At 41.6% G+C, this 22,983-nt stretch carries 24 protein-coding genes, 1 pseudogene and 1 riboswitch; of the genes and pseudogenes, 13 read left to right on the top strand and 12 right to left on the bottom strand.

Annotated features, from left to right (window positions below):
* The first annotated feature begins 127 nt into the window (after nucleotides 1-127).
* A riboswitch (FMN riboswitch) is annotated at nucleotides 128-258 on the top strand.
* 146 nt (nucleotides 259-404) lie between these two features.
* The 4 genes and pseudogenes from ribE to ACIQYG_RS13505 all read left to right on the top strand — a co-directional run bounded on the left by ribE (nucleotide 405) and on the right by ACIQYG_RS13505 (nucleotide 3,823).
* Nucleotides 405-1,043: a riboflavin synthase gene (gene ribE, locus ACIQYG_RS13490; RefSeq protein ID WP_402838750.1), complete on the top strand. Its 639-nt coding sequence runs from the start codon at nucleotides 405-407 to the stop codon at nucleotides 1,041-1,043.
* An 18-nt stretch (nucleotides 1,044-1,061) separates the two neighbouring features.
* Nucleotides 1,062-1,700 (top strand): annotated as a pseudogene (gene ribB, locus ACIQYG_RS13495) (3,4-dihydroxy-2-butanone-4-phosphate synthase); the annotation flags it as partial.
* A gap of 80 nt (nucleotides 1,701-1,780) precedes the next feature.
* A complete protein-coding gene (ribH, locus tag ACIQYG_RS13500) occupies nucleotides 1,781-2,251 on the top strand; it encodes a 6,7-dimethyl-8-ribityllumazine synthase (RefSeq protein ID WP_048685088.1) in 471 nt (156 codons plus the stop codon).
* A 405-nt stretch (nucleotides 2,252-2,656) separates the two neighbouring features.
* The gene (locus ACIQYG_RS13505) at nucleotides 2,657-3,823 is read left to right on the top strand and encodes a DHH family phosphoesterase (RefSeq protein WP_402838751.1); all 1,167 of its coding nucleotides are present in this window, start codon (nucleotides 2,657-2,659) and stop codon (nucleotides 3,821-3,823) included.
* Nucleotides 3,824-3,884: 61 nt separating this feature from the next.
* Here ACIQYG_RS13505 and ACIQYG_RS13510 read toward each other — a convergent pair whose 3' ends face one another.
* The 6 genes from ACIQYG_RS13510 to ACIQYG_RS13535 form a co-directional block, all read right to left on the bottom strand.
* Nucleotides 3,885-4,751 carry a YihY/virulence factor BrkB family protein gene (locus tag ACIQYG_RS13510; protein WP_402838753.1) on the bottom strand — a complete coding sequence of 289 codons (867 nt, stop codon included), beginning with the start codon at nucleotides 4,749-4,751 and terminating at the stop codon, nucleotides 3,885-3,887.
* A gap of 415 nt (nucleotides 4,752-5,166) precedes the next feature.
* A complete protein-coding gene (locus ACIQYG_RS13515; RefSeq protein WP_402838755.1) occupies nucleotides 5,167-6,393 on the bottom strand; it encodes a cation:proton antiporter in 1,227 nt (408 codons plus the stop codon).
* Between the two features lie 6 nt (nucleotides 6,394-6,399).
* A complete protein-coding gene (locus ACIQYG_RS13520) occupies nucleotides 6,400-6,897 on the bottom strand; it encodes a cation:proton antiporter regulatory subunit (RefSeq protein WP_063234692.1) in 498 nt (165 codons plus the stop codon).
* Nucleotides 6,898-6,949: 52 nt separating this feature from the next.
* A complete protein-coding gene (locus ACIQYG_RS13525; RefSeq protein ID WP_402838758.1) occupies nucleotides 6,950-7,513 on the bottom strand; it encodes a tyrosine-type recombinase/integrase in 564 nt (187 codons plus the stop codon).
* A gap of 265 nt (nucleotides 7,514-7,778) precedes the next feature.
* A complete protein-coding gene (gene mreBH / locus ACIQYG_RS13530; RefSeq protein ID WP_402838760.1) occupies nucleotides 7,779-8,786 on the bottom strand; it encodes a rod-share determining protein MreBH in 1,008 nt (335 codons plus the stop codon).
* A 79-nt stretch (nucleotides 8,787-8,865) separates the two neighbouring features.
* Nucleotides 8,866-9,093 carry a hypothetical protein gene (locus ACIQYG_RS13535; RefSeq protein WP_402838761.1) on the bottom strand — a complete coding sequence of 76 codons (228 nt, stop codon included), beginning with the start codon at nucleotides 9,091-9,093 and terminating at the stop codon, nucleotides 8,866-8,868.
* A 110-nt stretch (nucleotides 9,094-9,203) separates the two neighbouring features.
* On the opposite strand from ACIQYG_RS13535, the gene ACIQYG_RS13540 reads away from it, so the two are divergent.
* The 6 genes from ACIQYG_RS13540 (at nucleotide 9,204) to map (ending at nucleotide 14,223) form a co-directional block, all read left to right on the top strand.
* On the top strand, nucleotides 9,204-10,301 hold the full coding sequence (locus ACIQYG_RS13540; protein WP_402838763.1) for an AbrB family transcriptional regulator: 1,098 nt from the start codon (nucleotides 9,204-9,206) through the stop codon (nucleotides 10,299-10,301).
* A 535-nt stretch (nucleotides 10,302-10,836) separates the two neighbouring features.
* The gene (gene motA, locus ACIQYG_RS13545; RefSeq protein ID WP_402838765.1) at nucleotides 10,837-11,628 is read left to right on the top strand and encodes a flagellar motor stator protein MotA; all 792 of its coding nucleotides are present in this window, start codon (nucleotides 10,837-10,839) and stop codon (nucleotides 11,626-11,628) included.
* On the top strand, nucleotides 11,621-12,376 hold the full coding sequence (motB, locus tag ACIQYG_RS13550) for a flagellar motor protein MotB (RefSeq protein ID WP_402838767.1): 756 nt from the start codon (nucleotides 11,621-11,623) through the stop codon (nucleotides 12,374-12,376). The genes motA and motB overlap by 8 nt, the downstream gene beginning before the upstream one ends.
* Before the next feature lie 45 nt (nucleotides 12,377-12,421).
* Nucleotides 12,422-12,643, top strand: a complete 222-nt coding sequence (locus ACIQYG_RS13555; protein WP_402838769.1) for a late competence development ComFB family protein — start codon at nucleotides 12,422-12,424, stop codon at nucleotides 12,641-12,643.
* Nucleotides 12,644-12,854: 211 nt separating this feature from the next.
* Nucleotides 12,855-13,370 (top strand): type 1 glutamine amidotransferase domain-containing protein, encoded by a 516-nt coding sequence (locus ACIQYG_RS13560; protein ID WP_402838771.1) that lies wholly within the window; start codon nucleotides 12,855-12,857, stop codon nucleotides 13,368-13,370.
* A gap of 106 nt (nucleotides 13,371-13,476) precedes the next feature.
* Nucleotides 13,477-14,223, top strand: coding sequence for a type I methionyl aminopeptidase (map, locus tag ACIQYG_RS13565; RefSeq protein WP_402838773.1), 747 nt, complete (start codon nucleotides 13,477-13,479; stop codon nucleotides 14,221-14,223).
* A 40-nt stretch (nucleotides 14,224-14,263) separates the two neighbouring features.
* On the opposite strand, the gene ACIQYG_RS13570 is transcribed toward map, so the two are convergent.
* The 4 genes from ACIQYG_RS13570 to ACIQYG_RS13585 form a co-directional block, all read right to left on the bottom strand.
* Nucleotides 14,264-14,506 carry a DUF2164 domain-containing protein gene (locus ACIQYG_RS13570; RefSeq protein WP_402838775.1) on the bottom strand — a complete coding sequence of 81 codons (243 nt, stop codon included), beginning with the start codon at nucleotides 14,504-14,506 and terminating at the stop codon, nucleotides 14,264-14,266.
* A 12-nt stretch (nucleotides 14,507-14,518) separates the two neighbouring features.
* Nucleotides 14,519-15,034, bottom strand: a complete 516-nt coding sequence (mobB, locus tag ACIQYG_RS13575; protein ID WP_402838777.1) for a molybdopterin-guanine dinucleotide biosynthesis protein B — start codon at nucleotides 15,032-15,034, stop codon at nucleotides 14,519-14,521.
* The gene (locus tag ACIQYG_RS13580) at nucleotides 15,022-16,287 is read right to left on the bottom strand and encodes a molybdopterin molybdotransferase MoeA (protein ID WP_402838778.1); all 1,266 of its coding nucleotides are present in this window, start codon (nucleotides 16,285-16,287) and stop codon (nucleotides 15,022-15,024) included. Before ACIQYG_RS13580 ends, mobB begins: the two co-directional genes overlap by 13 nt.
* 98 nt (nucleotides 16,288-16,385) lie before the next feature.
* Nucleotides 16,386-16,610: a DUF1128 domain-containing protein gene (locus ACIQYG_RS13585; RefSeq protein WP_034305672.1), complete on the bottom strand. Its 225-nt coding sequence runs from the start codon at nucleotides 16,608-16,610 to the stop codon at nucleotides 16,386-16,388.
* A 232-nt stretch (nucleotides 16,611-16,842) separates the two neighbouring features.
* Here ACIQYG_RS13585 and ACIQYG_RS13590 point away from each other — a divergent pair, with 232 nt between their 5' ends.
* Together ACIQYG_RS13590 and ACIQYG_RS13595 are read left to right on the top strand one after the other, a co-directional pair.
* Nucleotides 16,843-17,235, top strand: coding sequence for a YtxH domain-containing protein (locus ACIQYG_RS13590; RefSeq protein ID WP_402838780.1), 393 nt, complete (start codon nucleotides 16,843-16,845; stop codon nucleotides 17,233-17,235).
* A gap of 16 nt (nucleotides 17,236-17,251) precedes the next feature.
* Nucleotides 17,252-18,091: a YihY/virulence factor BrkB family protein gene (locus ACIQYG_RS13595; RefSeq protein ID WP_402838783.1), complete on the top strand. Its 840-nt coding sequence runs from the start codon at nucleotides 17,252-17,254 to the stop codon at nucleotides 18,089-18,091.
* 229 nt (nucleotides 18,092-18,320) lie between these two features.
* Here the strand turns inward: ACIQYG_RS13595 and ACIQYG_RS13600 are convergent, their stop codons facing one another.
* A complete protein-coding gene (locus tag ACIQYG_RS13600) occupies nucleotides 18,321-20,240 on the bottom strand; it encodes a heavy metal translocating P-type ATPase (protein WP_402838785.1) in 1,920 nt (639 codons plus the stop codon).
* 323 nt (nucleotides 20,241-20,563) lie between these two features.
* Complete coding sequence (locus ACIQYG_RS13605; RefSeq protein WP_402838786.1) at nucleotides 20,564-21,730, bottom strand: MFS transporter; 1,167 nt, start codon at nucleotides 21,728-21,730, stop codon at nucleotides 20,564-20,566.
* A gap of 189 nt (nucleotides 21,731-21,919) precedes the next feature.
* Here ACIQYG_RS13605 and cax point away from each other — a divergent pair, with 189 nt between their 5' ends.
* The gene (cax, locus tag ACIQYG_RS13610) at nucleotides 21,920-22,978 is read left to right on the top strand and encodes a calcium/proton exchanger (RefSeq protein ID WP_402838930.1); all 1,059 of its coding nucleotides are present in this window, start codon (nucleotides 21,920-21,922) and stop codon (nucleotides 22,976-22,978) included.
* The last annotated feature ends 5 nt before the right edge of the window (nucleotides 22,979-22,983 follow it).

Here is a 22,983-nt window from a genome sequence, read left to right on the forward strand (position 1 = left end):
CACATCGGGGACTTGGGGGTCGATATTTCATAAAAGGAGGAAGTTTCTGTAACAATTGAACCATTTAAGGTTAGAAATTTTACATCTTCACATTATGGTGATAAAATATTCAAAGATTCATATTAATTTAGTCCTTCGGGGTCGGGTGAAAATCCCAACCGGCGGTGATGAAGAAATTCTAAGCCCGCGAGCCTGTTAAAGGCAGGATTTGGTGAGATTCCAAAGCCGACAGTACAGTCTGGATGGGAGAAGGACGTGTGGAACCCAAGTGTATACGTACGCCTAATTTTTCGAAAATGAAAATATTAGGCTTTTTAAGTATACAATTTTTTTCACTCATTTCTCCTGTTAACTCCTTAGGTCATCCTAAGGGGTTTTTTATATTTTATAAAAGGGGGAAAAACATGTTTACGGGAATCATTGAGGATATCGGTACCGTCCATTCCTTGAAAAAAGGAAAAAGCAGTATGGAGTTATCGATTCGTTCTGAAAAAATCCTTGAAGATGTGCATCTGGGGGATAGTATTTCAGTAAACGGGGTCTGCTTAACGGTAACGTCCTTCACGAAAAGTTTATTTACGGTCGACGTGATGCCGGAAACGGTCAAAGCTTCCTCGATCCGGACGTTAAAATTGGGATCACCTGTTAATCTCGAACGAGCCATGAGTGCACAGGGAAGGTTTGGCGGTCATTTTGTTTCAGGTCATATCGACGGAACCGGAACAATCATAAAAAAAGAACGGAAAGAAAATGCCGTATATTATGTAATCCAATTGGAAGAAGGGCTTAGTACCTTTTGCATTCCAAAAGGTTCCGTGGCCATCGACGGAACGAGCTTGACGATATTTGGGATCGAAAGGAACCTTTTGACAGTATCATTGATTCCATTGACTCATCAGGACACCGTATTGGGACAAAAAGCGGCTGGAGATATCGTTAACATCGAAAACGACATGATAGGGAAATATATAATACATCAAATGAAAAATGGCAATCCAAAACCAGGACTGAATTTAGAGTTTTTGGCAGAGCATGGATTCTAATAAAAGGGCGGTGTAATGATGTTCCATACAATAGAAGAAGCAATAGAAGATTTGAAGGCTGGCAAGGTAGTAATCGTATCCGATGATGAAGACCGTGAAAATGAAGGGGATTTTGTAGTGTTGGCCGAAAAGGCGACACCGGAAGCGATTAATTTCATGGCGACTCATGGACGTGGTTTGATTTGTACAACCATCACTGAACAACTGGCAGCAAAATTGAAACTGCATCCTATGGTAGGAGAAAATACCGATCATCATGGCACTGCTTTTACGGTAAGTATCGATCATAAAAGCACCTCTACAGGAATCAGTGCTTTTGAACGGTCCTTGACCATCCTTGAGCTTCTTAATGAAGATTCGGTCGCTGAAGATTTCCAAAGGCCTGGTCACACTTTTCCGATAGTCGCTAAAGAAGGCGGCGTATTAAGAAGGGCAGGACATACGGAGGCATCGGTGGACTTGGCGAAGTTATGCGGTGCCGCTCCAGCCGGTGTCATTTGTGAGATCATGAATGAAGATGGATCGATGGCCCGCGTATCCGATTTAGAAGTCATCGCTGATAAATTCAACCTGAAATTCATTACGATAGCCGATTTGATTCGGTATCTTCAACACAATGATAAAATCGGGAAACAGGAACTTGAACTGAACATCCCGAAAGCTTGAAGGATTTTTAAGGAATTAAATCTTAACATGAAAAAAATAATATTGTTTTTAAAAATTAGGAGGAATTGGACATGGGGAAAACTATTGAAGCACAATTAATCGGATCAGGATTGAAAGTCGGAATCGTGGTAGGAAGATTTAATGAGTTTATCACAAGCAAGCTTTTAGGAGGGGCATTGGATGGCCTTAAGCGTCATGGCGTTGATGAGAATGATGTTGACATCGCTTGGGTACCGGGTGCTTTTGAACTTCCTTTAATTGCTAAGAAACTTGTGAATACAGGTAAATATGATGCGGTAATCGGTCTTGGAACGGTAATCAGGGGTGCTACTTCACATTATGATTATGTCTGCAATGAAGCAGCTAAAGGGATGGCTTCCGTTTCTTTGGAAACAGGTGTACCGGTTATATTCGGTTTGCTGACAACTGAGAATATTGAACAAGCCATTGAACGTGCTGGAACAAAATCAGGTAACAAAGGCTATGAAGCTGCAGTAAGTGCCATTGAAATGGCTAACCTTGGAAAATTGATAGAACAGTGATTTCACATAAGGAAGCCGCAGGGAATAATATTCCTGCGGCTTTTTTTGATGTGCTGGATCTTGGTCTGATTGAGTCAACTTTCATAAACCATTCAGCAATTTTTCAAAGTTCGTAAAGTTCCTTGCCATTGATCGATTAGCTAGTGCTGATCTTCGACACCCGCCTCAACCTCTTCAATGGAAATATCTCGATTTCAAAGTAATGGGTTTTCAAATTTTTTTAGAATAAATTATGGAAAATAAAGAATCATTAGGGAATTTCTTTAAAAAAAACCGAACAAAAGCATCACGTAATGGAAGCATGATAAAATATGCGGATATGATTATGCTACAATTGTAAAGATTGCAATTGAAATTCATGTCTTTAGGGAAAAGTAAATTTATTAGTTATTAGGAGGGGTTTGTGTGTACCATCTCTTTACACATAATGATTTAGATGGAGTCGGCTGCGGCATTGTAGCCAAGCTGGCATTCGGAGAAGAAGTAGTGGTTAGTTATAATTCAATTGGCCGCCTTAATCAGAATGTAGGAGCATTTCTTGAGCAGGCCAAGATTGAAGATACATTGATCGTTACTGATCTATCGGTTGATGAAGATAACGAAAAAATGATTACTCAGTTTGTGGAAGATGGAGGCAAGGCGCTGTTGATTGATCATCATAAGTCAGCACTGCATTTGAACGAACATGATTGGGCATCTGTAACTGTCGAACAGGAAGATGGTAAACAGACGGCAGCCACGTCATTATTCTATCAGTATGCAGTTGAAAATAAATTGCTGGAACCTTCAAGCATTGTCGCTGAATTCGTTGAATTGGTCCGTCAATACGATACTTGGGAATGGGAAGTCAATAAAAATACAACGGCAAAGCGATTGAATGACCTGTTTTTCATGATTCCGATAGAGGAATTCGAAATGAAAATCGCAAATAAGCTGTCCACGGCTGAAAGTTTTTCTTTTGACGAAGTGGAGCAAACGCTTCTGAATGTTGAAGAGAGTCGAGTAGATCGGTACATAAACAGGAAAAAAAGAGAAGTTTATCAGGCCACGGTCGGTCCCCATACAGCTGGTGTAGTCCATGCAGAGTCATACCACTCAGAATTGGGTAATGAACTATCGAAAGAGTTCTCGCATCTGGATTATATAGCCATCCTGATGGTAGGAGGTAAAAGAATCAGCTTCCGGACAATCCACGATGATATTGATGTTTCTGAGGTTGCTGGCAAGTATGATGGTGGCGGCCACCAAAAAGCTGCCGGTTGTACGATGTCCGAAAAGGCATATAGCCAATATGTCGAAAAGACCTTCTATTCCGAGCCGCTTAAACGAGATGCACATAAAAATCAATTGAATGTAAAAGAATCCCCAGAGGGTTGCCTATATTCAACGAGAGACAAACAGGACATATTCATCTATGAAGATGAAGAAGAGGAATGGATTGTAGAAATCAACGGAAAACAACAGAAAAAAACATTCGATACTTTTGCAGAAGCGGAAAAATACATTAAGCGGAAATACGCTGCATGGCTGGCCCATGATGAAAGATATGAAGAGTTTGTCAATAAGGGATAAATAGGAAAGCGGCTGTCCGAATGGGACAGCCGCTTTTCAATCTTCAATGTCATTCATTGATTTACCTTTTAAGCGGGACAGGATGAACGATGGTGCGTGACGGTTTTTTTGGAATGGAATTTTGGCGATGAAGAATTGCATTGATCTCTCCGCCGATCACAAAAATCAGACCACTCAAATACAGCCAAAGCATCAAGATGATGACGCCCCCTAAACTGCCGTATGTAGAAGAGTAGTTGGCAAAGTTACTGACATAGAATGAAAATCCAAGTGATATTCCCAGCCAAAGTACAGTTGCGGTCACTGCCCCAGGGATGACATGTTTAATGGGAAAACTTTTATTCGGTGCAAAGCGATATAAAAAGGCAAGGACAAGTGAGATGACCACAACCGCGATGACCCACCGTAATAAGCTGAATAATATTTGCGTTTCTTCAGGGATCGGAATGACTTGCTGTAATAATTCGATGATGACTTTTCCGAAGACGGGGAGACCCAACATGACGATGAATGCTACAACCAGACCTAATGTCAATATAATGGAAATGAAGCGGGCTTTAATGAAATTCCTTGTTTCTTCCACATCATAGGCGATATTCATGGAATGGATGAACGCATTCATTCCGTTGGAAGCGGACCATATGGTTCCAAGGAAACCAAAAGTCAGTAAGCCGCCGTTCCGTTCAGATAATATGTTGATGATATTTTTCTCGATGACTTCCATCGTTTCCGCAGGCATGAAGGTTTTTATCGTGTCAAGTGCTGTCTGAATATCGATATTCAGATAAGGTAATATGGACAGCAGTAAAATGAGCAAAGGGAATAGTGCCAGTAAATAGTAATAAGCTTGTTCTGCTGCCAGCCCGGTCACACGATCTTCCTTTATTTCTTTAATAAGTTTCTTTGAAAATTGGATCGACTTATTCATCTGGGCATCACTCCTGAATAGTTACTTAGGCTATCTGCTTCTATTCCCTCTGTTACTATAAGTTAATCCTTAATAGAAAAGAAATTGAAACCTCTAATCCGTGCGCTTGTAGAAGTTTGTGACAATGACATAACCTACAGCTACTCCCGTGTGATTGATCCGAACTCCGTAATTACGAAAAACAAATTTGGAGAGAGAGGCAAGTCAATTTTAAATGCTTAAAGTCAATTAATATCCCAAATTCTCGAAAGTTTCTCGATTAACTGTGAATAGGTGCTGATGATACTTCAAGGACGGCACCAATACTACTACTAGGTATGATTTTATGCCCACTGTATAACAAGTATTAATCATGTAAGTGAGTTATAAAAGGTAAACGGAAAAAGGCCAGACAGCAATTTCTGGCCTTTTTTCTCTATTGGACTTCTTTTTCCTGCTCCTTTTGAACCTTCGGAGGGGTCCATTTGAATACTTTATTTAGGATATTATAGATGTGTTTGGATTCTTTTGTAAGGATCGGCCCAAGAATCGCTAAGGTTAAAACATAAAGTGCCGCAAACGGGGTTAATATAGGCATTAAACCTCCGGCAATGCCTAAGTTGGCTAAAATGATGGAGAATTCGCCGCGCGAAACGATCGTTAAACCGATGTTTGCGGAAGCTCTGTGAGATAAACCGGATTTGCGTCCGGCAATCATGCCAGCTGCAAAGTTACCGATTATGGTGATGATGACAGCTCCAAGAACCATCCAGACAGCTCCGCCAAGGGTCGTCGGATCGATACTCAAGCCAAAGCTGAAGAAAAATATGGCTCCGAAGAAGTCTCTGAAGGGAATGACAAGTTTCTCAATCCTGTCGCTATGTTCCGTTTCAGAAAAGACCAGGCCGAGCAGTAATGCACCAATGGCTTCCGCAACATGAATCGTTTCCGAGAAACCGGCGATGAAGAATAGTAATGCGAACACGACGATGATAAAAATCTCATCGGAGGTTATATTGAATAATTTGTTAAGGACACCAGATGCTTTCCGGGCGATAACGAAAAATATCAGCATATACCCAATCGCGATAAATGTAGAAAGTAATGTTCCCCAAACGGAACCAGAAGAGCTTAATACCAATCCGGATACGACTGATAAATAAACAGCGAGGAAGATATCTTCAAACATGATGATGCCAAGGATAAGCTCCGTTTCATTGTTACCGGTCCTTTTAAGGTCCACAAGTACCTTTGCCACAATGGCACTTGAAGAAAAACTGATGATCCCGGTTAATATCAGGACCTCTTTTAACGGAAGACCGAGCAGGAAACCATACAGCAAGGCCATTCCCACGTTGATTAAAATGTAATAGGTTCCGCCTGTCACGATATTTTTCCCTGACTTCATAAGCTTTTTGACGGAAAATTCAAGCCCTAGGTAAAACAGAAGGAATAAAATACCGACACGACCGAGGAATGCTATGATTTCATCACTTTCAATGAAACGCAGGTCAATTAATCCGAAGTGCGGGGCATGGGGACCAACGAGCATCCCGATGATAATTAATAGTGGAACATTTGATATTTTGAATTTACCTGCAACGAGAGCGGCTAATGCCACTAGAAGTAGGGCAGTTCCCACTTCAAAGACTAAATGGTCCATATGAGCTTAGTCACTCCTTTCGTCGGTCAATAATTCTCTTATCAGGTTACGGATATCTTTTCTTTCACCGGATATTACAAGGGTGTCGCCTGTTTCGATGATGGAGTCAGGACCAGGATTATTCAGTTGTTTTTTGCCTTTTTTAGAATGGGCGATGACGGTCACGTTATAATTGCTCCTGATATCAATCGAACCGATCGTTTGATTGATGGCCTTTGAACCGGGTTCGACTTTGAACCATTCTATCACCAGGTCCCCCAATGACATTTCAATTGTTTCAAGTGCTTGTGGTTTATAGACCATGCCGCCTATGATGGAAGCCATTTGCCGGGATTCCTGATCATTAAGGGTGATGCTCGATATGACGTCCTCATGTTCATTATCAAAATGGTATAATTCCCGACGGCCATCATCGTGAATGACGATTACTAACTTTTCATCATTTCTCGTTATGATTTCGAATTTTTGGCCAATACCAGGAAGTTCACTTTCTCTAATTTTCACTGGAATTCCTCCTTAAAATGTTGGTTAGAGTTAATAGAAGAGAGCAGAATGTTTATAAGTTAACGTCAATATTCGTCTTGAATTTCTTCTCCTTGGATATACCGATGTATTTTAATGTCTCCGATGGACTTGAATGATGGTAATGCTTCTGTATCAAGGCCAATGACACTCCTTGTTTATAGGCATGGTAGCCAAAAGTTTTACGCATCGAACTTGCTCCGAATTTGCCTGTCAGCCCTGCACCTTCCACAGCATCATGGATGATTCGGTGCGCCTGTTGACGTGTAATCGGCTTTTTTGTCTTAGGGGAAAGAAATAAAAATTGACCTTCGATAACCTTCGAGCCTTTAAGGTATTCTTGTAAGGCGGTACGGACTTTCAGGTTCAAATAAATTTGGTTGACTTCGTCATTTTCCGTCCGTTGCTCATAGAACTCCTTGATTTTACCCGTTTCATCCAGAACGCTGGCGACGGTGATTTCGAGCATTTCATTTATCTTCATACCTGTATTGATGCCGAGTACAAATAATAAATAATCCCGACTGGAGTGAGCGCGTAAGTAGGTTTTCATTTTGCTGATTTGATTGATATCCTTAAAGGCTTCTACATATTCCATAGATCTTCTCCTCTTGCTAATGTAACATAATTACATTGTAACACATATTATGTAACATTGCATGCATTTAGTCCGACAGGTGATTCCTATCCAAACAGAAATGCATGCTTTCGAACGTAAAAAAAACTATTCCTTATTCTCTACTTAAACGAGGTAAAATATTTCAGGGAAGTTATTTAATGTGGAGATTGCTGTTTGCATCATGGGGGGACATCAGCCTGGAATGATAAAAAAAAGAAACCCCAAGTTGGGGTTTCCTATCTTTTTAGTACACGGCTTTTTGTAATTTGTGAATGACCTCAAGTGAAAGCCCGGTTCCGATGGCAACTGATTCAAGCGGGTTATCCGCAAGTTGGACAGGGACGACGATTTCATTCGTCAGCCATTCCTGTACCCCGTTGAGAAGTGCACCCCCGCCGGATAAGATGACTCCTTGATCGACGATATCCCCGCTCAATTCAGGAGGACAATCTTCCAAAGTGGCCCTTATTGCTTCCAGTATATGAAGAAGCGATTCCTGGATGGCTTCCTGGATGTCAGTGGATGATATTGTAATCGGTTTTGGAAGACCCGTTACAAGATCGCGGCCCCTGACTTCCATGGTGATCACGGAATGTTCAACGAGTGCGTAGCCGATTTCTTTTTTTATTTCCTCGGCTGTTCTTTCCCCAATCAGCACATTATGTTTTTTCCTGACATATTGGCTGATATCTTCATCCAATTGATCCCCGCCAATTCTGATTGAATTGCAAGAAACGACGCCGCCATAAGAAATGATAGCGACCTCAGTCGTGCCGCCGCCGATATCAACGATGACATTGGCAACGGGCTCTTCGACAGGCAGGCCCGCACCTATTGCTGCTGCTACCGGTTCCTCGATAAGGTGGACCTGTTTCGCTCCGCAGCTTTTGACTGCATCCTGAATGGCCCTTCTCTCAACTGAAGTGGAACCTGATGGTGTACAGACCACTACACTAGGTTTGCGAATCGATAAACCTAGGGCCTTACTAGCTTTTTTCATGATTTCCCTAAGCATTTGCGCGGTCACATCAAAATCCGCAATGACACCATCCTTAAGCGGACGGATTGCCACGATATTTCCAGGTGTTTTCCCGATCATGTTTTTTGCATCAACACCGACTGCCAATACTTTATTAGTCTCTATATCAATGGCCACCACAGATGGCTCATTAAATACGATTCCTTTATTTTTACTGTAAACTAGCGTATTTGCAGTTCCTAAGTCAATGCCTATTTCTGTATTTGATAACATCTAGTCACCCCTCCATAAGAGTTTGACCCCCTATATATATCATTCTACCTTTTCTTGCGAGTTTGTGGGGGTGGGAAATCTAGTAAATGGTGGAAGTGCCACGCTGTTTCTTTTCATGGAGCGAAAACATGATGAAATATAAAAGTGCACTGACGATGGCGAGCGCGCCAAGAACGGCAAATGTCCCAATTGTAACCAATCCACTGACATCGGAATGGCTGATGGGACCAACATTCTGCCTATTGTAAAACGTAAGCTGGAGGCTGCAAATATATCCTCTCATATGAGCCGGTTTAGTATTTATCACTACTGCGCTACTCGCTTCAGTCGAAAACAAGCGTGGATGACAGCTTTGAACCAACATATTTTATGTTAAGATATAGATGAAAAACCGCTTAGATAAAGAAGGTAATTTTTTTGAATGCAAATTTAATCGAGAGTAAGAGTTTTAGAGTCATTTTTACAGCTTTTCTAGCATTCCTGGGTGGTTATGCGTTTGATAGCCTAGGAATATACCTGCCATGGATGCTTGGGCCATTATTCGTCGTGATGATTGCGAAAGTGAAGTTAAGGAAGTACTTGTTTTGGTCTAAAACATTTAGAAGTACTGGATTGGTCATTCTAGGTTTACAACTGGGCAGTTCATTCACGAAACAATCGTTAAATGAGATGATTGAATATCTGCCCGTCATGCTTTTTACGACAATCGCAATCATTTCATTTACAGTGTTGACTGGCTGGTTTGTCGGAAAACGAATGAACTTATCCTTGGGAACATCCATGCTGGGCAGTTTTCCGGGAGGTCTTTCCCAGATGGTGGTCTTAAGTGAGGAAATGAAGGATAGTGATGAAACGGTTGTAGGTTTCATGCAAACACTGCGGGTCATCCTGGTGATTTCCATTGTTCCTTGGGTTGTGACTCATGTAATGTCAGTTGAATCAGGTGCGATAATGGCCGTAACGGAGCGGCCGTTTTTCTTATTTGAATATGATGGGAAATTAGCCATCATGATGTTGCTAACCTTGCTTTTATCCATCTTCATCACAAAGAAAGCCAATTTCCCGCTTCCTTTTTTGCTAGGACCTCTGATGGCCGCAGCACTATTCAATTTAGCAGGCCCAGGTGCCCCGCAGATTCCTGACTTTTGGTTGAACTTGTCGCAATTGTTGATCGGCGCACATTTAGGCTACACACTGAAAATAGATAATCCACGACTTTTCAGAAAGATGTTCGGGGCCGTATTCGTCAGTAATGTCCTATTGATTGGATTTTGCTATTATCTTTCCATTCAGTTTGCCCCGATCCTATCTTTACAGGCGAACGAACTATTTTTGAGCATGGCGCCAGGCGGCGTCGCCGAAATGGCAGTCACAGCCATGTCTGTGCATGTAGATTTATCCGTTGTCACAAGCTTTCATTTATTCAGGATCTTATTCATTTTATTTTTTCTTTCACCAATCATAAAATGGCTGGCAGGAAGAAGCCCCGGGAAACAAGAACAGGGACAAAGCTGACAGGCTTTGTCCTTTTGGCGTTTTGCGGAATTCACGAGTAAATGAGCAAAACTCACGAGTAAATGAGCAAAATTCACGAGTAAAAGTTTAAAACTCACGAGTAAAAGTGCGAAATTTACGAGTAAAAGTGGAAAACTCACTAGTAAACACACAAAACTCACGAGTAAAAGCGCGAAACCCACGAGTAAACCGCAATTTACGAGTAAAAAAGTGAAACTCACGAGTAAAAGTGCAAAACTCACGAGTAAAAGTGCAAAACTCACGAGTAAACCCCAAAAACTTACGAGTAAATGCGCATATTCCAGACGTTATGAGAAAAGTACGAACGGAACAGGCTGGTAATTCCATTCTCGAAATGATAAAGTGCCAGAACCATTGAAATGTGCTGTTGATTAAGCTTATGTAGGCAATAAAGTTGGTGGATTTTGTGATGATTTAATGAAAATTGAAATCGAATAGTAAAATAATCCTCACTTTTTTTGAACTTCATCCGATATAAGGAGGAGACGAGACTTTAAATGAATGGGTGAGTATTATGGATATAACATCAGTTTTGGGCGTAGTTCTGGGTATTGTGGCCATCTTAGTCGGAATGGTGTTGAAAGGTGTTAGTGTAACGGCGCTGATTAACCCGGCGGCTATTTTGATCATCATTGTAGGGACGATAGCTGCTGTCGTAACGGCTTTCCCTTTGTCGGAATTAAAAAGACTACCAAAAATATTCAAGATTTTATTCTTTGAACAAAAATTGACAAGGCCGGAAGATTTAATAAAAACCTTTTCGGAATGGGCCGTCATTGCCAGGAAAGAAGGCTTATTAGCATTGGAAAGCATTTCGGATCAAGTGGATAATACCTTTTTGAAAAATGGCTTGAATCTTGCAGTCGAAGGTCAGAGTGCCGATTATATTCGTGATATTTTAGCAGAGGAAATAGACGCGATGGAAGAACGTCATCTAAGCGCGGCAGCGATTTTCAGTCAAGCCGGTACATACGCACCTACGCTTGGCGTACTGGGTGCGGTAATCGGGCTGATTGCTGCATTGGGTAATATGGCTGACACGGAGGCATTGGGACATGCCATATCTGCCGCGTTCGTCGCGACCTTGATGGGGATTTACACGGGGTATGTGCTATGGCATCCATTTGCCAATAAGCTCAAACGGAAATCGCAGCAGGAAGTCAGAATCAAAGAAATGATGATAGAAGGTATTTTATCGATCATCGAAGGGGAAGCGCCGAGAACGATTGAACAGAAATTAACATCATATTTGCCTGCTGGAGATCGTAAAAAGTGGTTGGAAGGCGATGTGAGAGAAGATGGCTAGGCGGAAAAAGAAACAAAGGCATGAAGAGCATATCGATGAATCATGGCTGGTTCCCTATGCCGATATCTTAACATTGCTTCTCGCGCTTTTTATCGTCTTGTTCGCTTCAAGTTCGGTTGATGCAGTAAGGTTCCAGCAGTTGTCCAATGTATTTAATCAGGTTTTTACAAGCGGAACGGGTTTTATGGATTATCCAAGTGATTCCCCCAGCAATGAGCCGACGTCACCAGAACAAAAAACAGGTGCAGAAGATCTTGAGAAGCTAGGGAAAAACGAGCAGGAAGAACTTACGGAAGTTCAGGAGCGTGTTGATGCCTACATCGAAAAGAATGATTTAACGGATAAATTGGGAACGAACCTTACGGATGAAGGCATGTTGATTTCAATTAGGGAAAACGTGTTGTTCGAATCGGGTGTGGCCGAGGTGAGAAGTGAAAACCGTAAAATCGCTAAAGAAATCTCGGATTTATTGGTCATGGACTTACCTAGAAATATTATCGTAAGCGGACATACTGATAATATTCCTATTAAAAATTACCAGTATGAATCCAATTGGGACCTGAGCGTGATGCGTTCCGTGAATTTTATGAAACTTCTCCTCGAAAATAAGGATTTGGATCCCGAAATGTTCAGTGCTAAAGGACATGGGGAATTCAAGCCGGTTGCTTCCAATGAAACGAAAAAAGGAAGGGCGAAAAACAGGAGAGTTGAAATCCTAATTGTTCCACGGACAGCGATAAATGAGTGAAAACCTGTCAGGAATGGACGGGTTTTTCTTTTTGAAGGAGAATATATGGAAAGAGAATGCACAAATGTGATGGAAGAAATCGTAGTGACATGGGTGCAGGTTTTAATGTCAGGTATGGAATACCAAACATTTTGTTCGTGCAGGAAATGTAAAAATGACATCATCACATTATCATTGAATAACCTGCCTAATTACTATGTAACCACGGAAGAAGGGCGGAAAAGGATATTTGGAAATTACAAAAGAAAACAGGAAATGGATCAATAAAAGAATCATCAATGCGATACACGTTGTTGGCTTGTATCCTAAACATTGATTTGCATTGGGTAAAGGAAAAAGTGGACAGCCGGAAACTTAGGGATTTACTCATAAACAAAAGGGACAACTATTAATTATGTGTTTTATTTATAGTAGTAGAGGGAACATAAATAAAGTGCAAATAGGTTCATTCGATCAAAAATTGAGGAGATGAATTATTATGGGTAAAAATATTGCATGTGTAGTAACGAATATGTTTGAGGATTCGGAGTATAGTGAACCGGCAAAAGCATTCGAAGAAGCCGGCCATAAGGTAACGACGATTGAAATGGTGAAAGGGAAAACTGTTAAAGGGAAACAAGGGGAGGTAGAAGTCGAGATTGATGAAAGCATCGACTCGGTGAAACCAGAAAGTTTCGATGCATTATTCATCCCCGGTGGATTCTCGCCTGATCAACTGCGTGCTGATGAACGTTTCGTATCTTTCGCAAAATCGTTCATGGATGATAAAAAACCTGTATTTGCGATCTGTCATGGACCGCAGTTGCTGATTACGGCCAAAACACTTGAAGGACGCCACGCAACAGGATATACATCCATTAAAGTCGATATGGAGTATGCAGGTGCCACATATTTGGACAAAGAGGTTGTGGTTTGCGGCAACCAGCTTGTAACCAGCAGGACACCTGAGGATCTTCCGGCATTTAACCGGGAATCGCTCAATCTATTGAAATAATGAAAAATCCCGGCAGCTGCCGGGATTTTTCATTTTAAAGGATTCATATACTTCAATCTTTGCAGTAAAATAAAAGGAGAGACGAATAAAAAAGGAAGTGTCACGATTGATCGTATTAAAATCTGCACGTGAAATTCAAGCGATGCATGAATCGGGTAAAATTTTGGCAGCTTGTCATAGGGAGATTGCAAAGTTGATTGTTCCTGGTGTGACAACATGGGAAATAGAGGAATTTGTTGAAGGATTCTTAAAAAAACATGGTGCGAAGCCGGAACAAAAGGGTTACAAAGGGTATGAATATGCGACATGTGCCAGCATAAATGAAGAAATCTGTCATGGTTTCCCTCGTAAGACCCCTTTGAAAAATGGAGATATCGTAACGATTGATATGGTCGTCAATTATAATGGGGCCCTTGCTGACTCTGCTTGGACGTATACGGTCGGTAAGGTTTCAAAGGAAACCGAACATTTAGTGAAAGTGACGAAGGAATCTTTATATAAGGCGATTGAAGTATGTGTGGAAGGCAATCGGATTGGAGATATAGGTCATGCCATACAAACATATGTCGAAGCGGAAGGCTTCTCTGTCGTTCGTGATTTCATCGGACACGGGATAGGGAATGTCATTCATGAAGAGCCGCAAGTTCCGCATTATGGACTGCCGAATAAAGGTCCGCGTCTTAAGGAAGGAATGGTATTCACCATCGAGCCAATGGTAAACGTAGGTACATATAAAGCGAGCCGCGATCCGAATGGATGGACGGCATCCACTGCAGATGGGAAATACTCGGCTCAATATGAGCATACGATTGCCATAACGAAAAACGGCCCGCTTATTCTAACCGAACAATGAACATAAAAAAACAGCATCGATTATGATGCTGTTTTTCATTTTAATCAATTGGACGTTCCAATGAATACAAATCTTCTTCGATATTTCCTAATCTGTCCTCAATGACTTTTTTAGCATCTTTGATACCTTCATTGTAAATAAAGGGAGCGATATTTTCGAAAATGAACTGCAAGTGATTTTCAGCAGCGATTTCACCGATTTCCTTCCCATGTTCCTGATACACATAATCTTGGATACTATCGATCATCTTGCGGCGTTTTTCCATGGGGAATTGAATGAACATTGTCCGCCTCCTTCATATTTGTTCTAAAAACCATGTAATGAATTCATCCGAATCCAAAGGGAAGACTGGTACTGAAGCATGATTCCTGGTTTGTTCCAGACATTCGGGCCAAGCCACTGCCGCATTGACATTGGTAAGCCGTTCCAATAACAGGAGGTCACTTACTTCCTTGATTAAAATGATCTTAGGAAAGTCCTCTTGCTTATAACCTTCAATTAAGATCACATCAGGGAGAAATAGACACAGTAATTGAATCAGCTCAGTGATAGGGGCTCTCCCCTTGAAATTGCCGAGCAGCTCGATTGTTCCATCTCCTTCAACAAGTGAAGCGGCCGCCCCAGCAAGAAAGTGTTTATTGGAATCCTTCGTGCCTGTAACATCCGGTTTTCCGCCATGTCCATGATGTTTTAAAACGGCTGTCTCCAATTTGGCTTCGCCAAGCTTTTTGATTAAATTCGTTATGAAGGTCGTTTTTCCTCTATTTTGGTAGCCAACCACCTGAAAAATAAAGGGCTTCACCAAGGCCATTTGCATCCTTCCTGGTCATCGAGGAGCAGGATGTCCACGAAATCCCCCGTTTGGAAACCACGTGTCCCTCCAGGTAAGACGGTCAGTGAATTGGCACCTGCCAAACTTGTTGTAATATTGGATTTATCCACACCGCTTGGAATTACCTTCAACTGGCCGGATTCGTAAAATAATCGGGTACGAAGCAGACGTGAGAATGGATTGGGTTTTAAAAAGTCCTCTGCCAATTGGGCCGTTTCTTTTCTTAAATGCGGATGTTCCGAAAACAGCATAGTGCGGATGATCGGTCTTGCAAATAGTTCAAAGCCGACATAACTGGCGGATGGATTGCCGGATAAACCGAATAAAAATTTGTCATTATATACCGCTACGGTTGTAACGCTGCCGGGGCGCATGGCCACTTTGTTGAATAAGACATCAGCGCCAATCTTTTGATAAATATCCGGGAGAAGGTCAAAATCACCGACAGAAACTCCTCCTGTTGTAATGAGCAGATCCACTTCCTCCAAGGCAGTCGAAATGGCATCGTAGCTTAATTCGAATTCGTCCTTAAGCTTTCCATAAAAACGGACTTCTCCCCCGGCCCTCCGAATTTGGGCGGAGATGGCATGTGAATTGCTGTTGCGTATTTTCCCAGGCTGCAACGGTTCATTAACATCAAGCAGTTCCGATCCCGTAGCGAATAATCCGACGACAGGCTTCTTGGCAACTGGCACTTCGGCATAACCGAATGTTGCCAGCAAGCCGATGATCCCTGGATTGATCGCTGTTCCTTTTTTTACAAGAACATCTCCTTTCTTTGCATCCTCGCCTTGAAAAGAAACGTTTTCGCCTTCCTTAAGTGAGCGTTTAAATGATATGTACTTCTTTCCGTCCTTTTCGAATTCCTTCGTAAGTTCGAGCATGATTACGGCATCACACTCAGCTGGCATCTGAGCTCCAGTCATGATTCTAGCCACTTGATTTTTTTGTACAGGAATAGTCGACACCATACCCGCAGCCAACTCTTCCACCACCTCGAACTCGAGAGGGTTATTTATGGAACCTTCAGAAGTATCCTTGGACCTGAGGGCGAATCCATCATATGGGGAGCGGTTAAAATGCGGAACATCATTTGTAGCTACAATATCTTGAGCCAAAAAACGGTCTTGGCTGTCCTCGAGAGGAATCAGTTCCACTTGTCCTATTAATTTATGCTTCATCACTTTTTCCACTGCTTCTGCAATGCTGATGGGCGTTCTTCTTTCTACCATGCTTACAACTCCTGTCCGTTTTCAAATTTCTATATCAAATGTAGCAGAATTTTTTTGAAAATGAAAAAAATCCTCACCGGTATGGGAGGATTTGAATATTACTTATTACGCAGTCTTCCAAGTTCTTCAGCGATCGCTTCCATTTCACGGACACTGAAATTCGTTTTTTTCATCACCATTGTATAAATATCGTGCAGCTCTTCGTACATTTCGATATCAAAATGAGTTGATTTGATTGCTCCAAAGTTCATCACCTTTAATTTATCCTTGATTGCTTCGATCATAAACTCGACACTTTCGGCTGTGTTTTGCGTTAAATCCATTTTCCTTCATCCTTTCATACGTTCCTAAATTATTTTCATCTTTGCATGATTACCGCTGGAAGTCAATGAATATTCGGGTGGGATGCGAAGCTTGACCCCCGATATACTTGGTCATCTTCGCGTTTTAAAGTTAGAGAGTTTGGGAAAAGATAGGAAAAAACTTTTTTAAACATTGTATAATGGAGATAGCTACCATTATCCATCAACTAATATATGACGAGGAGGAGAATATATGAGCAACATTCGAGAAGAATATAAGTGTGCCAAGAAAAGTAAATTTATGCAAGCGGTCTTTATTGGGGCGTTAGCTGGGGCGGCAATAAGCCTTTTTGACAAGCAAACGCGTTATTCTGTATTGGAAAACAGCAAAAGCTGCATGAGTAATATGAAGGAATTCGTGAAGAATCCCAATGGGGTGCTTACACAAGTACGTGAAACATCATCCAAGGTCCGTTCCACTGTTGAAAAAATTTCCGAAGATGTATCCTTCATTTCCCAAAAGGTTGAGGAAATGAAAGATATTCCATCACAAGTGGCCCAAGTGGTGATGGAGACGAAGGAAGTTTTTGCTGCAGAGGAAGAAGAGCCATCTTCTAGAAATCACGATCAAATTTCCTTAAATTAGAAAATGGGGTGGAGGTATGGCCAATAAAAAAGAATGGCTGAAAGGCTCATTCTTCAAGACTTTGGTAAAACGGTTACAGGTCGATGATGTGTCTGGGCTTGCCGCACAGCTGTCTTATTTCTTCCTACTTTCCCTGTTTCCATTACTTATTTTTTTATTCACTTTATTGGCCTATCTGCCATTTTCACAAGAAGATATATTAAATACCGTCCGTACATATGCACCTGACGATTCGATGAACATCATTGAGGCTAACCTATCGGAAGTAATGGAAGCGAATGGGACTTTATTGTCGTTTGGTGTCATCGGAACGATATGGTCGGCATCGAATGGGATGAATGCAATCATTAAAGCATTTAACCATGCATATGGTGTAAAAGAAAGTCGAACTTTCTTTATTTCCCGGGGAATGTCGATTCTTCTAACTTTAGCGATGATTTTTGTTTTTATTGTCGTTTTATTGCTGCCGGTATTCGGAAAACAAATCGGAGTGTTCCTATTTGCCGAAATTGGACAATCCGATGAGTTTCTTACGATTTGGAACCAAATTCGCTGGGTGATCAGTACGCTTGTATTTTTAATTGTGTTTACCATCCTTTATTGGATTGCGCCCAACATTAAGCTGAAGTGTATAACCGTACTGCCTGGTGCAATCTTTGCAACGGCAGGATGGAGTCTCGCTTCTTTTTTGTTTTCATTTTATGTGGAGAACTTCGCTAATTATTCCGCAACATATGGAAGTCTTGGAGGGATAATCGTATTAATGGTCTGGTTTTATTTATCGGGGCTCATCATCATACTGGGCGGGGAAATAAATGCGCTCATAAGTGAAAAGAAAAAGCCAGAATGTGAATGAACTTCCTGGAGTTTCCGTAATAGCGGACTATCATGCTGCGGATACTATTCAAGAAATGACAACTTTTAAAGAGGAGGAGTTCTTTCATGAGTAAAAAGGATGGCAGCACAAAGCAAAAAGGGAAAAATAAAGGTTCGAACCATAAAACATCAGGTTCTGCAAACGGTAAGAACGGATATCACTAAATGAACATAAAAAAAGGGAGCCTTGTATGGCTCCTTTTTTATGTTTAGTTTCTCAATAGTCTTAAGCTGTTCAGTATAACGAGGATTGTGCTTCCTTCATGGCCAATGACTCCATATGGTAGGTCAAGGAATTGAAGGAAATTGGATGCTATCAGGATCATGATGACAGAAATTGAAAAGATGACGTTTTGTTTGATGATCCGATTCATCTTCTTGGATAATTTGACTGCTTCCGCGATGCGCGGCAGGTCATTCTTCATCAGGACGACATCTGCTGTCTCCAAGGCAACATCCGTTCCTTCACCCATCGCAATTCCAACAGAAGCTGTTGCTAGTGCAGGTGCATCATTGATGCCATCCCCAACCATTGCTACGGTGCCAAAATGTTCTTTCAGCTTTTTCACTTCAGTCACTTTCGTTTCTGGAAGGCATTCGGCAATATATGCATCAATATGGCTCTCCGAGGCAATCGCTTTAGCCGTTTTTTCACCATCGCCTGTCAGCATGACCGTATGGATGCCCTCATTTCTCAAAGCTTCGATGGCTGTAACGGTTTCTTCACGCACGACATCTTTCATAGTGAGTATACCGGCAATCCCTTGATTATCTTTTGCATACACGATTGTCTTACCTTGTTCAGCTAATGTCAGCGCAATGCCATTTTGGAATCGTTCTGCTTCACTGCGACCGACGAAATCAGCTTTTCCGACTTGCCAAAGCACGCCATTGATGTATGCTTGAACACCATTACCTGAGATATCTTCCATATTATCCGGTTTAATGATGTCTCTTTGCAATTTCGTTTTGGCATAACGTACGATTGATGTTGCCAAAGGATGGTTCGAATAATTTTCAACAGATGCAATATGAAATAAGAAATCTTCTTCGTTTAAATCATTACGGATAATGACATCTGTTACCTCTGGTTTTCCTTTTGTCAATGTACCGGTTTTATCTAAAGCAATTGCCTGCAGGTTACCTAGATTCTCAAGATGGATGCCGCCTTTAAATAAAATGCCATGACGAGCACCATTTGAAATGGCAGAAAGTGTAGCTGGCATAATAGAGGCCACAAGGGCGCAAGGCGAAGCGACAACGAGCAGGATCATCGCTCTGTAGAATGTCTCGGTCCAGCTCCACTCCAATAGGAAATGGGGTACGAACATCATCAAACCGACAACCGTCAATACCACTTTTACATAAGTCCCTTCAAACCGTTCAATGAACAGCTGGGAAGGGGACTTTTCACTTTGTGCGGATTGAACGAGAGTGATTATTTTTTGAAATAATGTTTCACTTGCTGGTTTGGTGATTTCCACGGTAATCGTACCACGGAGATTAACCGTTCCAGCAAAAACTTCATCATCCAATGATTTACTGACTGGTATGGATTCGCCAGTAATGGCCGCTTCATCGATATTGGTACGCCCATCCGTGATTTTTCCATCTGAAGGAACTCTCTCTCCTGGTTTCACTAAAATCAGATCCCCGATATGAAGCTGGGAAACGGACACGGTTTCCTCATATCCGTTAGTGATGCGCAGTGCTTCTTCAGGCTGTAAGTCCATAAGTGCCGAAATTTCTTTATGGCTTTTATTCATCGTGTATGTCTCAAGGGCGCCGCTTAAAGCGAAGATGAAAATCAATATGGCACCTTCCGTCCAGTATCCGATGACCGCAGAACCGATGGCCGCAAAAATCATCAGCATCTCAACATTCAATTCCCGGTCGGCAATCGTATCTTCTATGCCTTCTTTTGCCTTGGCATATCCGCCAATCAAGAAAGAGGCTAAGTATATGACTATGGAAGCGGACTCCATTCCGTTCTTTGAAAGGGCCCAGCCCAAAACTATTAATAAACCGCTGAATAATGCGGCAATAAGTTCTAGATGAGGTTTTGCTTTTTCCAACCAAGTGGTTTTGCATGTAGCCGGTTGGGTTAAATGTTTAGTATCTGTAGTCATAAGATTCCCTCCCACATTCTTCTCTATTTTGTGTAAATGATATAGATTATCATTTACTTTATATATAATTGAGAAAGATAATCAACGTCATTTCTCTGGATAAAATATGAAAGCTGCCACCGTAATTGCGATGACAGCAATGTTTTCAAAGGTTTATTAAGGTGATGTCCCTTTTGTTAATATTATATTACCACATATCCTATTCAGAAATAAAGAAGAATGATTCTAATCTAGGAAAAAATATAAAGTATCGAATACAGGCACTCTTGATAAATACCGTTCAAATTGAATAATAAAAGAAGTAGTCCAGATAATAAACTATATTACATAACTGAAGCAGGCATTTTCTCCTTAAACAAGGCCAATGAAATGAAGACAAGGAAAAGCATGATGCTGATCATGTAGAAAAAATTCCCGCCTTGTATATGTTCAATGACCAGGCCGCCAAAAAATGGACCGCCAATGCTGCCGAGACTAAAGAAAATACTGCATAATAAATTTCCTGCAGGTAATAGGTTTCGAGGCAAAAGATCTGCCATATAACTGATCCCCAGCGAAAAGGTCGAACCAACCATCATTCCGCCAAACATAAAGCAGATGAATAGACCAATCACTGAATAGGAATAAATCCCTGCAAGCGTGAATATGGCAAACCCTGAAAAAAGGATTGTCAGCAAGGTCTTTCGCCGGCCAAAACGGTCACTGATCATCCCCAAGGGAATCTGGGTGAGCAGAGTCCCTGCGGAAAATGCCGGAATGATGATGGAAACGGCGGTTAAATCGATTCCGGAGCGCAGGGCGAATACAGGAAAATTGCTATTCAATGATGCTTCGAGCACGCCAAATGTGAACGGAAGTAAAAAAGCGACCCAAGCTATGCGGCTCACTTTCGTAAACCTTTTGAGTGTGCCCACGAATGATGTGCTTTCGGAATCATCCTGTTCAGGAAGTTCATTTCTAATAAGGAAAACAGCGGACCAAGCCAGAAGGCTAAGCATGGATGTGATAATGAAAGGCAAAGACTGATTAATCTCGAGAAGCTTCGTCATCAGCGGGCCCACCATGAAGCCAAGACTGAAGAAAAGTCCATAAATGGCAAGATTCCTTCCGCGCTTCATTTTTGGTGAAATGGCAGTGATCCATGTCTGGGTAGCGAAGTGAAGTGTATGATCGCCGATTCCAATGAAGAAACGCAGGACGAACCAAAACCAGAATGATTTCCAAACAGGAAATAATGCAAGCGATAGAATGACCGTTATCCCGCCAAATAATATCAATGGCTTATAGCCGTATTTACGGAGCGGGGCTTCCATAAAAGGAGAAATCAACAGAATTCCGATATAAAGCGAGGCTGCATGAAACCCGTTCAGGGATGAGCTAATTCCGTCATTTTCAAAAATGATGGCAATGACCGGCAGAAGCATTCCCTGTGAAAACCCCGATATGCCGACAATTAAGATTAAAACGCTAAAAAGCAATTTATTATTCATGAAATCAAGTCTCCTAAGAAATGTATACCTTCTTGATGTTACATCTTAGGAAGAGGATTAAGCAATAGAAATTTGGGTAAATATTGACAAGAAAGGAGAAGATGATAAAATTTTCCTTTGTCATCGCACAAAGATTTTGTATGATAGTTTTTGTTACATAAAAAGAACTATAGGATTGTGAGGAGAAGTATCGTGAATAAAATATTTTTTGGGCTTGTCCTGTTAGGCGTCCCCATATCAGTCATCGGGTCATTATTGCACTGGCCGAGTGTGATCATGTTCATCGTATATTGCTTAACCATCGTCGCGCTAGCAGGCTTCATGGGCCGGGCGACTGAAAGCTTAGCAATCGTCATGGGACCAAGGATTGGCGGTCTTTTGAATGCAACCTTTGGTAATGCAGTGGAATTGATCATATCCATCTTTTCATTAAAGGCGGGGCTTGTTGGGGTCGTGTTGGCGTCTTTAACTGGTTCCGTTTTAGGAAACTTATTGTTGGTGGCAGGACTTTCATTCTTTGTCGGAGGGACTAAATACAAACGGCAGAAGTTTAATGTATTCGATGCGAGGCATAATGCCGGTCTATTGATTTTTGCAGTTATTGTAGCCTTCGTCATACCGGAAGTATTCACACAAGACATGAGTGAATCAAGCACGATGTCGTTAAGTGTAGGAATTTCCATTATATTGATCTTATTATACCTTGCTGCATTATTCTTTAAATTGGTTACTCACCGCGGGGTATATCAGCATACGGAGAAACCCGCGGAACATGAAGAGGAAGTGCCGGAGTGGAGCAGGAAAAAGGCAATTATAATACTTGCTGCCGCTACATTGGCCGTTGCGTACGTATCGGAAAAACTTGTCCATACGTTCAGTGAAGTGGGGGAAACCTTCGGATGGTCTGAGTTATTCATCGGTGTCATTATCGTTGCAATCGTGGGTAACGCGGCAGAGCATGCGTCCGCAGTCATAATGGCCTATAAAAACAAAATGGATGTCGCAGTGGAGATAGCCGTCGGTTCCACGCTTCAAGTTGCGATGTTCGTAGCTCCTGTACTCGTACTTATTTCGTTAATGTATCCAACGCATATGCCGCTTGTCTTCACAATGCCAGAACTGATCTCAATGGTTACAGCAGTCTTTCTGATGATCATGATTTCTAATGACGGGGAAACGAACTGGTTTGAAGGCCTTACCTTATTGGCCGCTTACTTCATTATGGGAATTGGATTTTACTTATTATAAGAATG

The sequence above is a fragment of the Peribacillus sp. NPDC096622 genome (assembly GCF_044762665.1).
Taxonomy (GTDB): domain Bacteria; phylum Bacillota; class Bacilli; order Bacillales; family DSM-1321; genus Peribacillus; species Peribacillus frigoritolerans_B.

Bases quoted from the DNA above. Each gene is read 5' to 3' on its own strand.
- ribE (WP_402838750.1), top strand. From the start codon at position 405: ATGTTTACGGGAATCATTGAGGATATCGGTACCGTCCATTCCTTGAAA.
- ribH (WP_048685088.1), top strand. From the start codon at position 1,781: ATGGGGAAAACTATTGAAGCACAATTAATCGGATCAGGATTGAAAGTC.
- ACIQYG_RS13510 (WP_402838753.1), bottom strand. From the start codon at position 4,751: ATGAATAAGTCGATCCAATTTTCAAAGAAACTTATTAAAGAAATAAAG.
- ACIQYG_RS13515 (WP_402838755.1), bottom strand. From the start codon at position 6,393: ATGGACCATTTAGTCTTTGAAGTGGGAACTGCCCTACTTCTAGTGGCA.
- ACIQYG_RS13525 (WP_402838758.1), bottom strand. From the start codon at position 7,513: ATGGAATATGTAGAAGCCTTTAAGGATATCAATCAAATCAGCAAAATG.
- mreBH (WP_402838760.1), bottom strand. From the start codon at position 8,786: ATGTTATCAAATACAGAAATAGGCATTGACTTAGGAACTGCAAATACG.
- motA (WP_402838765.1), top strand. From the start codon at position 10,837: ATGGATATAACATCAGTTTTGGGCGTAGTTCTGGGTATTGTGGCCATC.
- motB (WP_402838767.1), top strand. From the start codon at position 11,621: ATGGCTAGGCGGAAAAAGAAACAAAGGCATGAAGAGCATATCGATGAA.
- ACIQYG_RS13555 (WP_402838769.1), top strand. From the start codon at position 12,422: ATGGAAAGAGAATGCACAAATGTGATGGAAGAAATCGTAGTGACATGG.
- ACIQYG_RS13560 (WP_402838771.1), top strand. From the start codon at position 12,855: ATGGGTAAAAATATTGCATGTGTAGTAACGAATATGTTTGAGGATTCG.
- ACIQYG_RS13570 (WP_402838775.1), bottom strand. From the start codon at position 14,506: ATGTTCATTCAATTCCCCATGGAAAAACGCCGCAAGATGATCGATAGT.
- mobB (WP_402838777.1), bottom strand. From the start codon at position 15,034: ATGGCCTTGGTGAAGCCCTTTATTTTTCAGGTGGTTGGCTACCAAAAT.
- ACIQYG_RS13580 (WP_402838778.1), bottom strand. From the start codon at position 16,287: ATGGTAGAAAGAAGAACGCCCATCAGCATTGCAGAAGCAGTGGAAAAA.
- ACIQYG_RS13585 (WP_034305672.1), bottom strand. From the start codon at position 16,610: ATGGATTTAACGCAAAACACAGCCGAAAGTGTCGAGTTTATGATCGAA.
- ACIQYG_RS13590 (WP_402838780.1), top strand. From the start codon at position 16,843: ATGAGCAACATTCGAGAAGAATATAAGTGTGCCAAGAAAAGTAAATTT.
- ACIQYG_RS13595 (WP_402838783.1), top strand. From the start codon at position 17,252: ATGGCCAATAAAAAAGAATGGCTGAAAGGCTCATTCTTCAAGACTTTG.
- ACIQYG_RS13600 (WP_402838785.1), bottom strand. From the start codon at position 20,240: ATGACTACAGATACTAAACATTTAACCCAACCGGCTACATGCAAAACC.
- ACIQYG_RS13605 (WP_402838786.1), bottom strand. From the start codon at position 21,730: ATGAATAATAAATTGCTTTTTAGCGTTTTAATCTTAATTGTCGGCATA.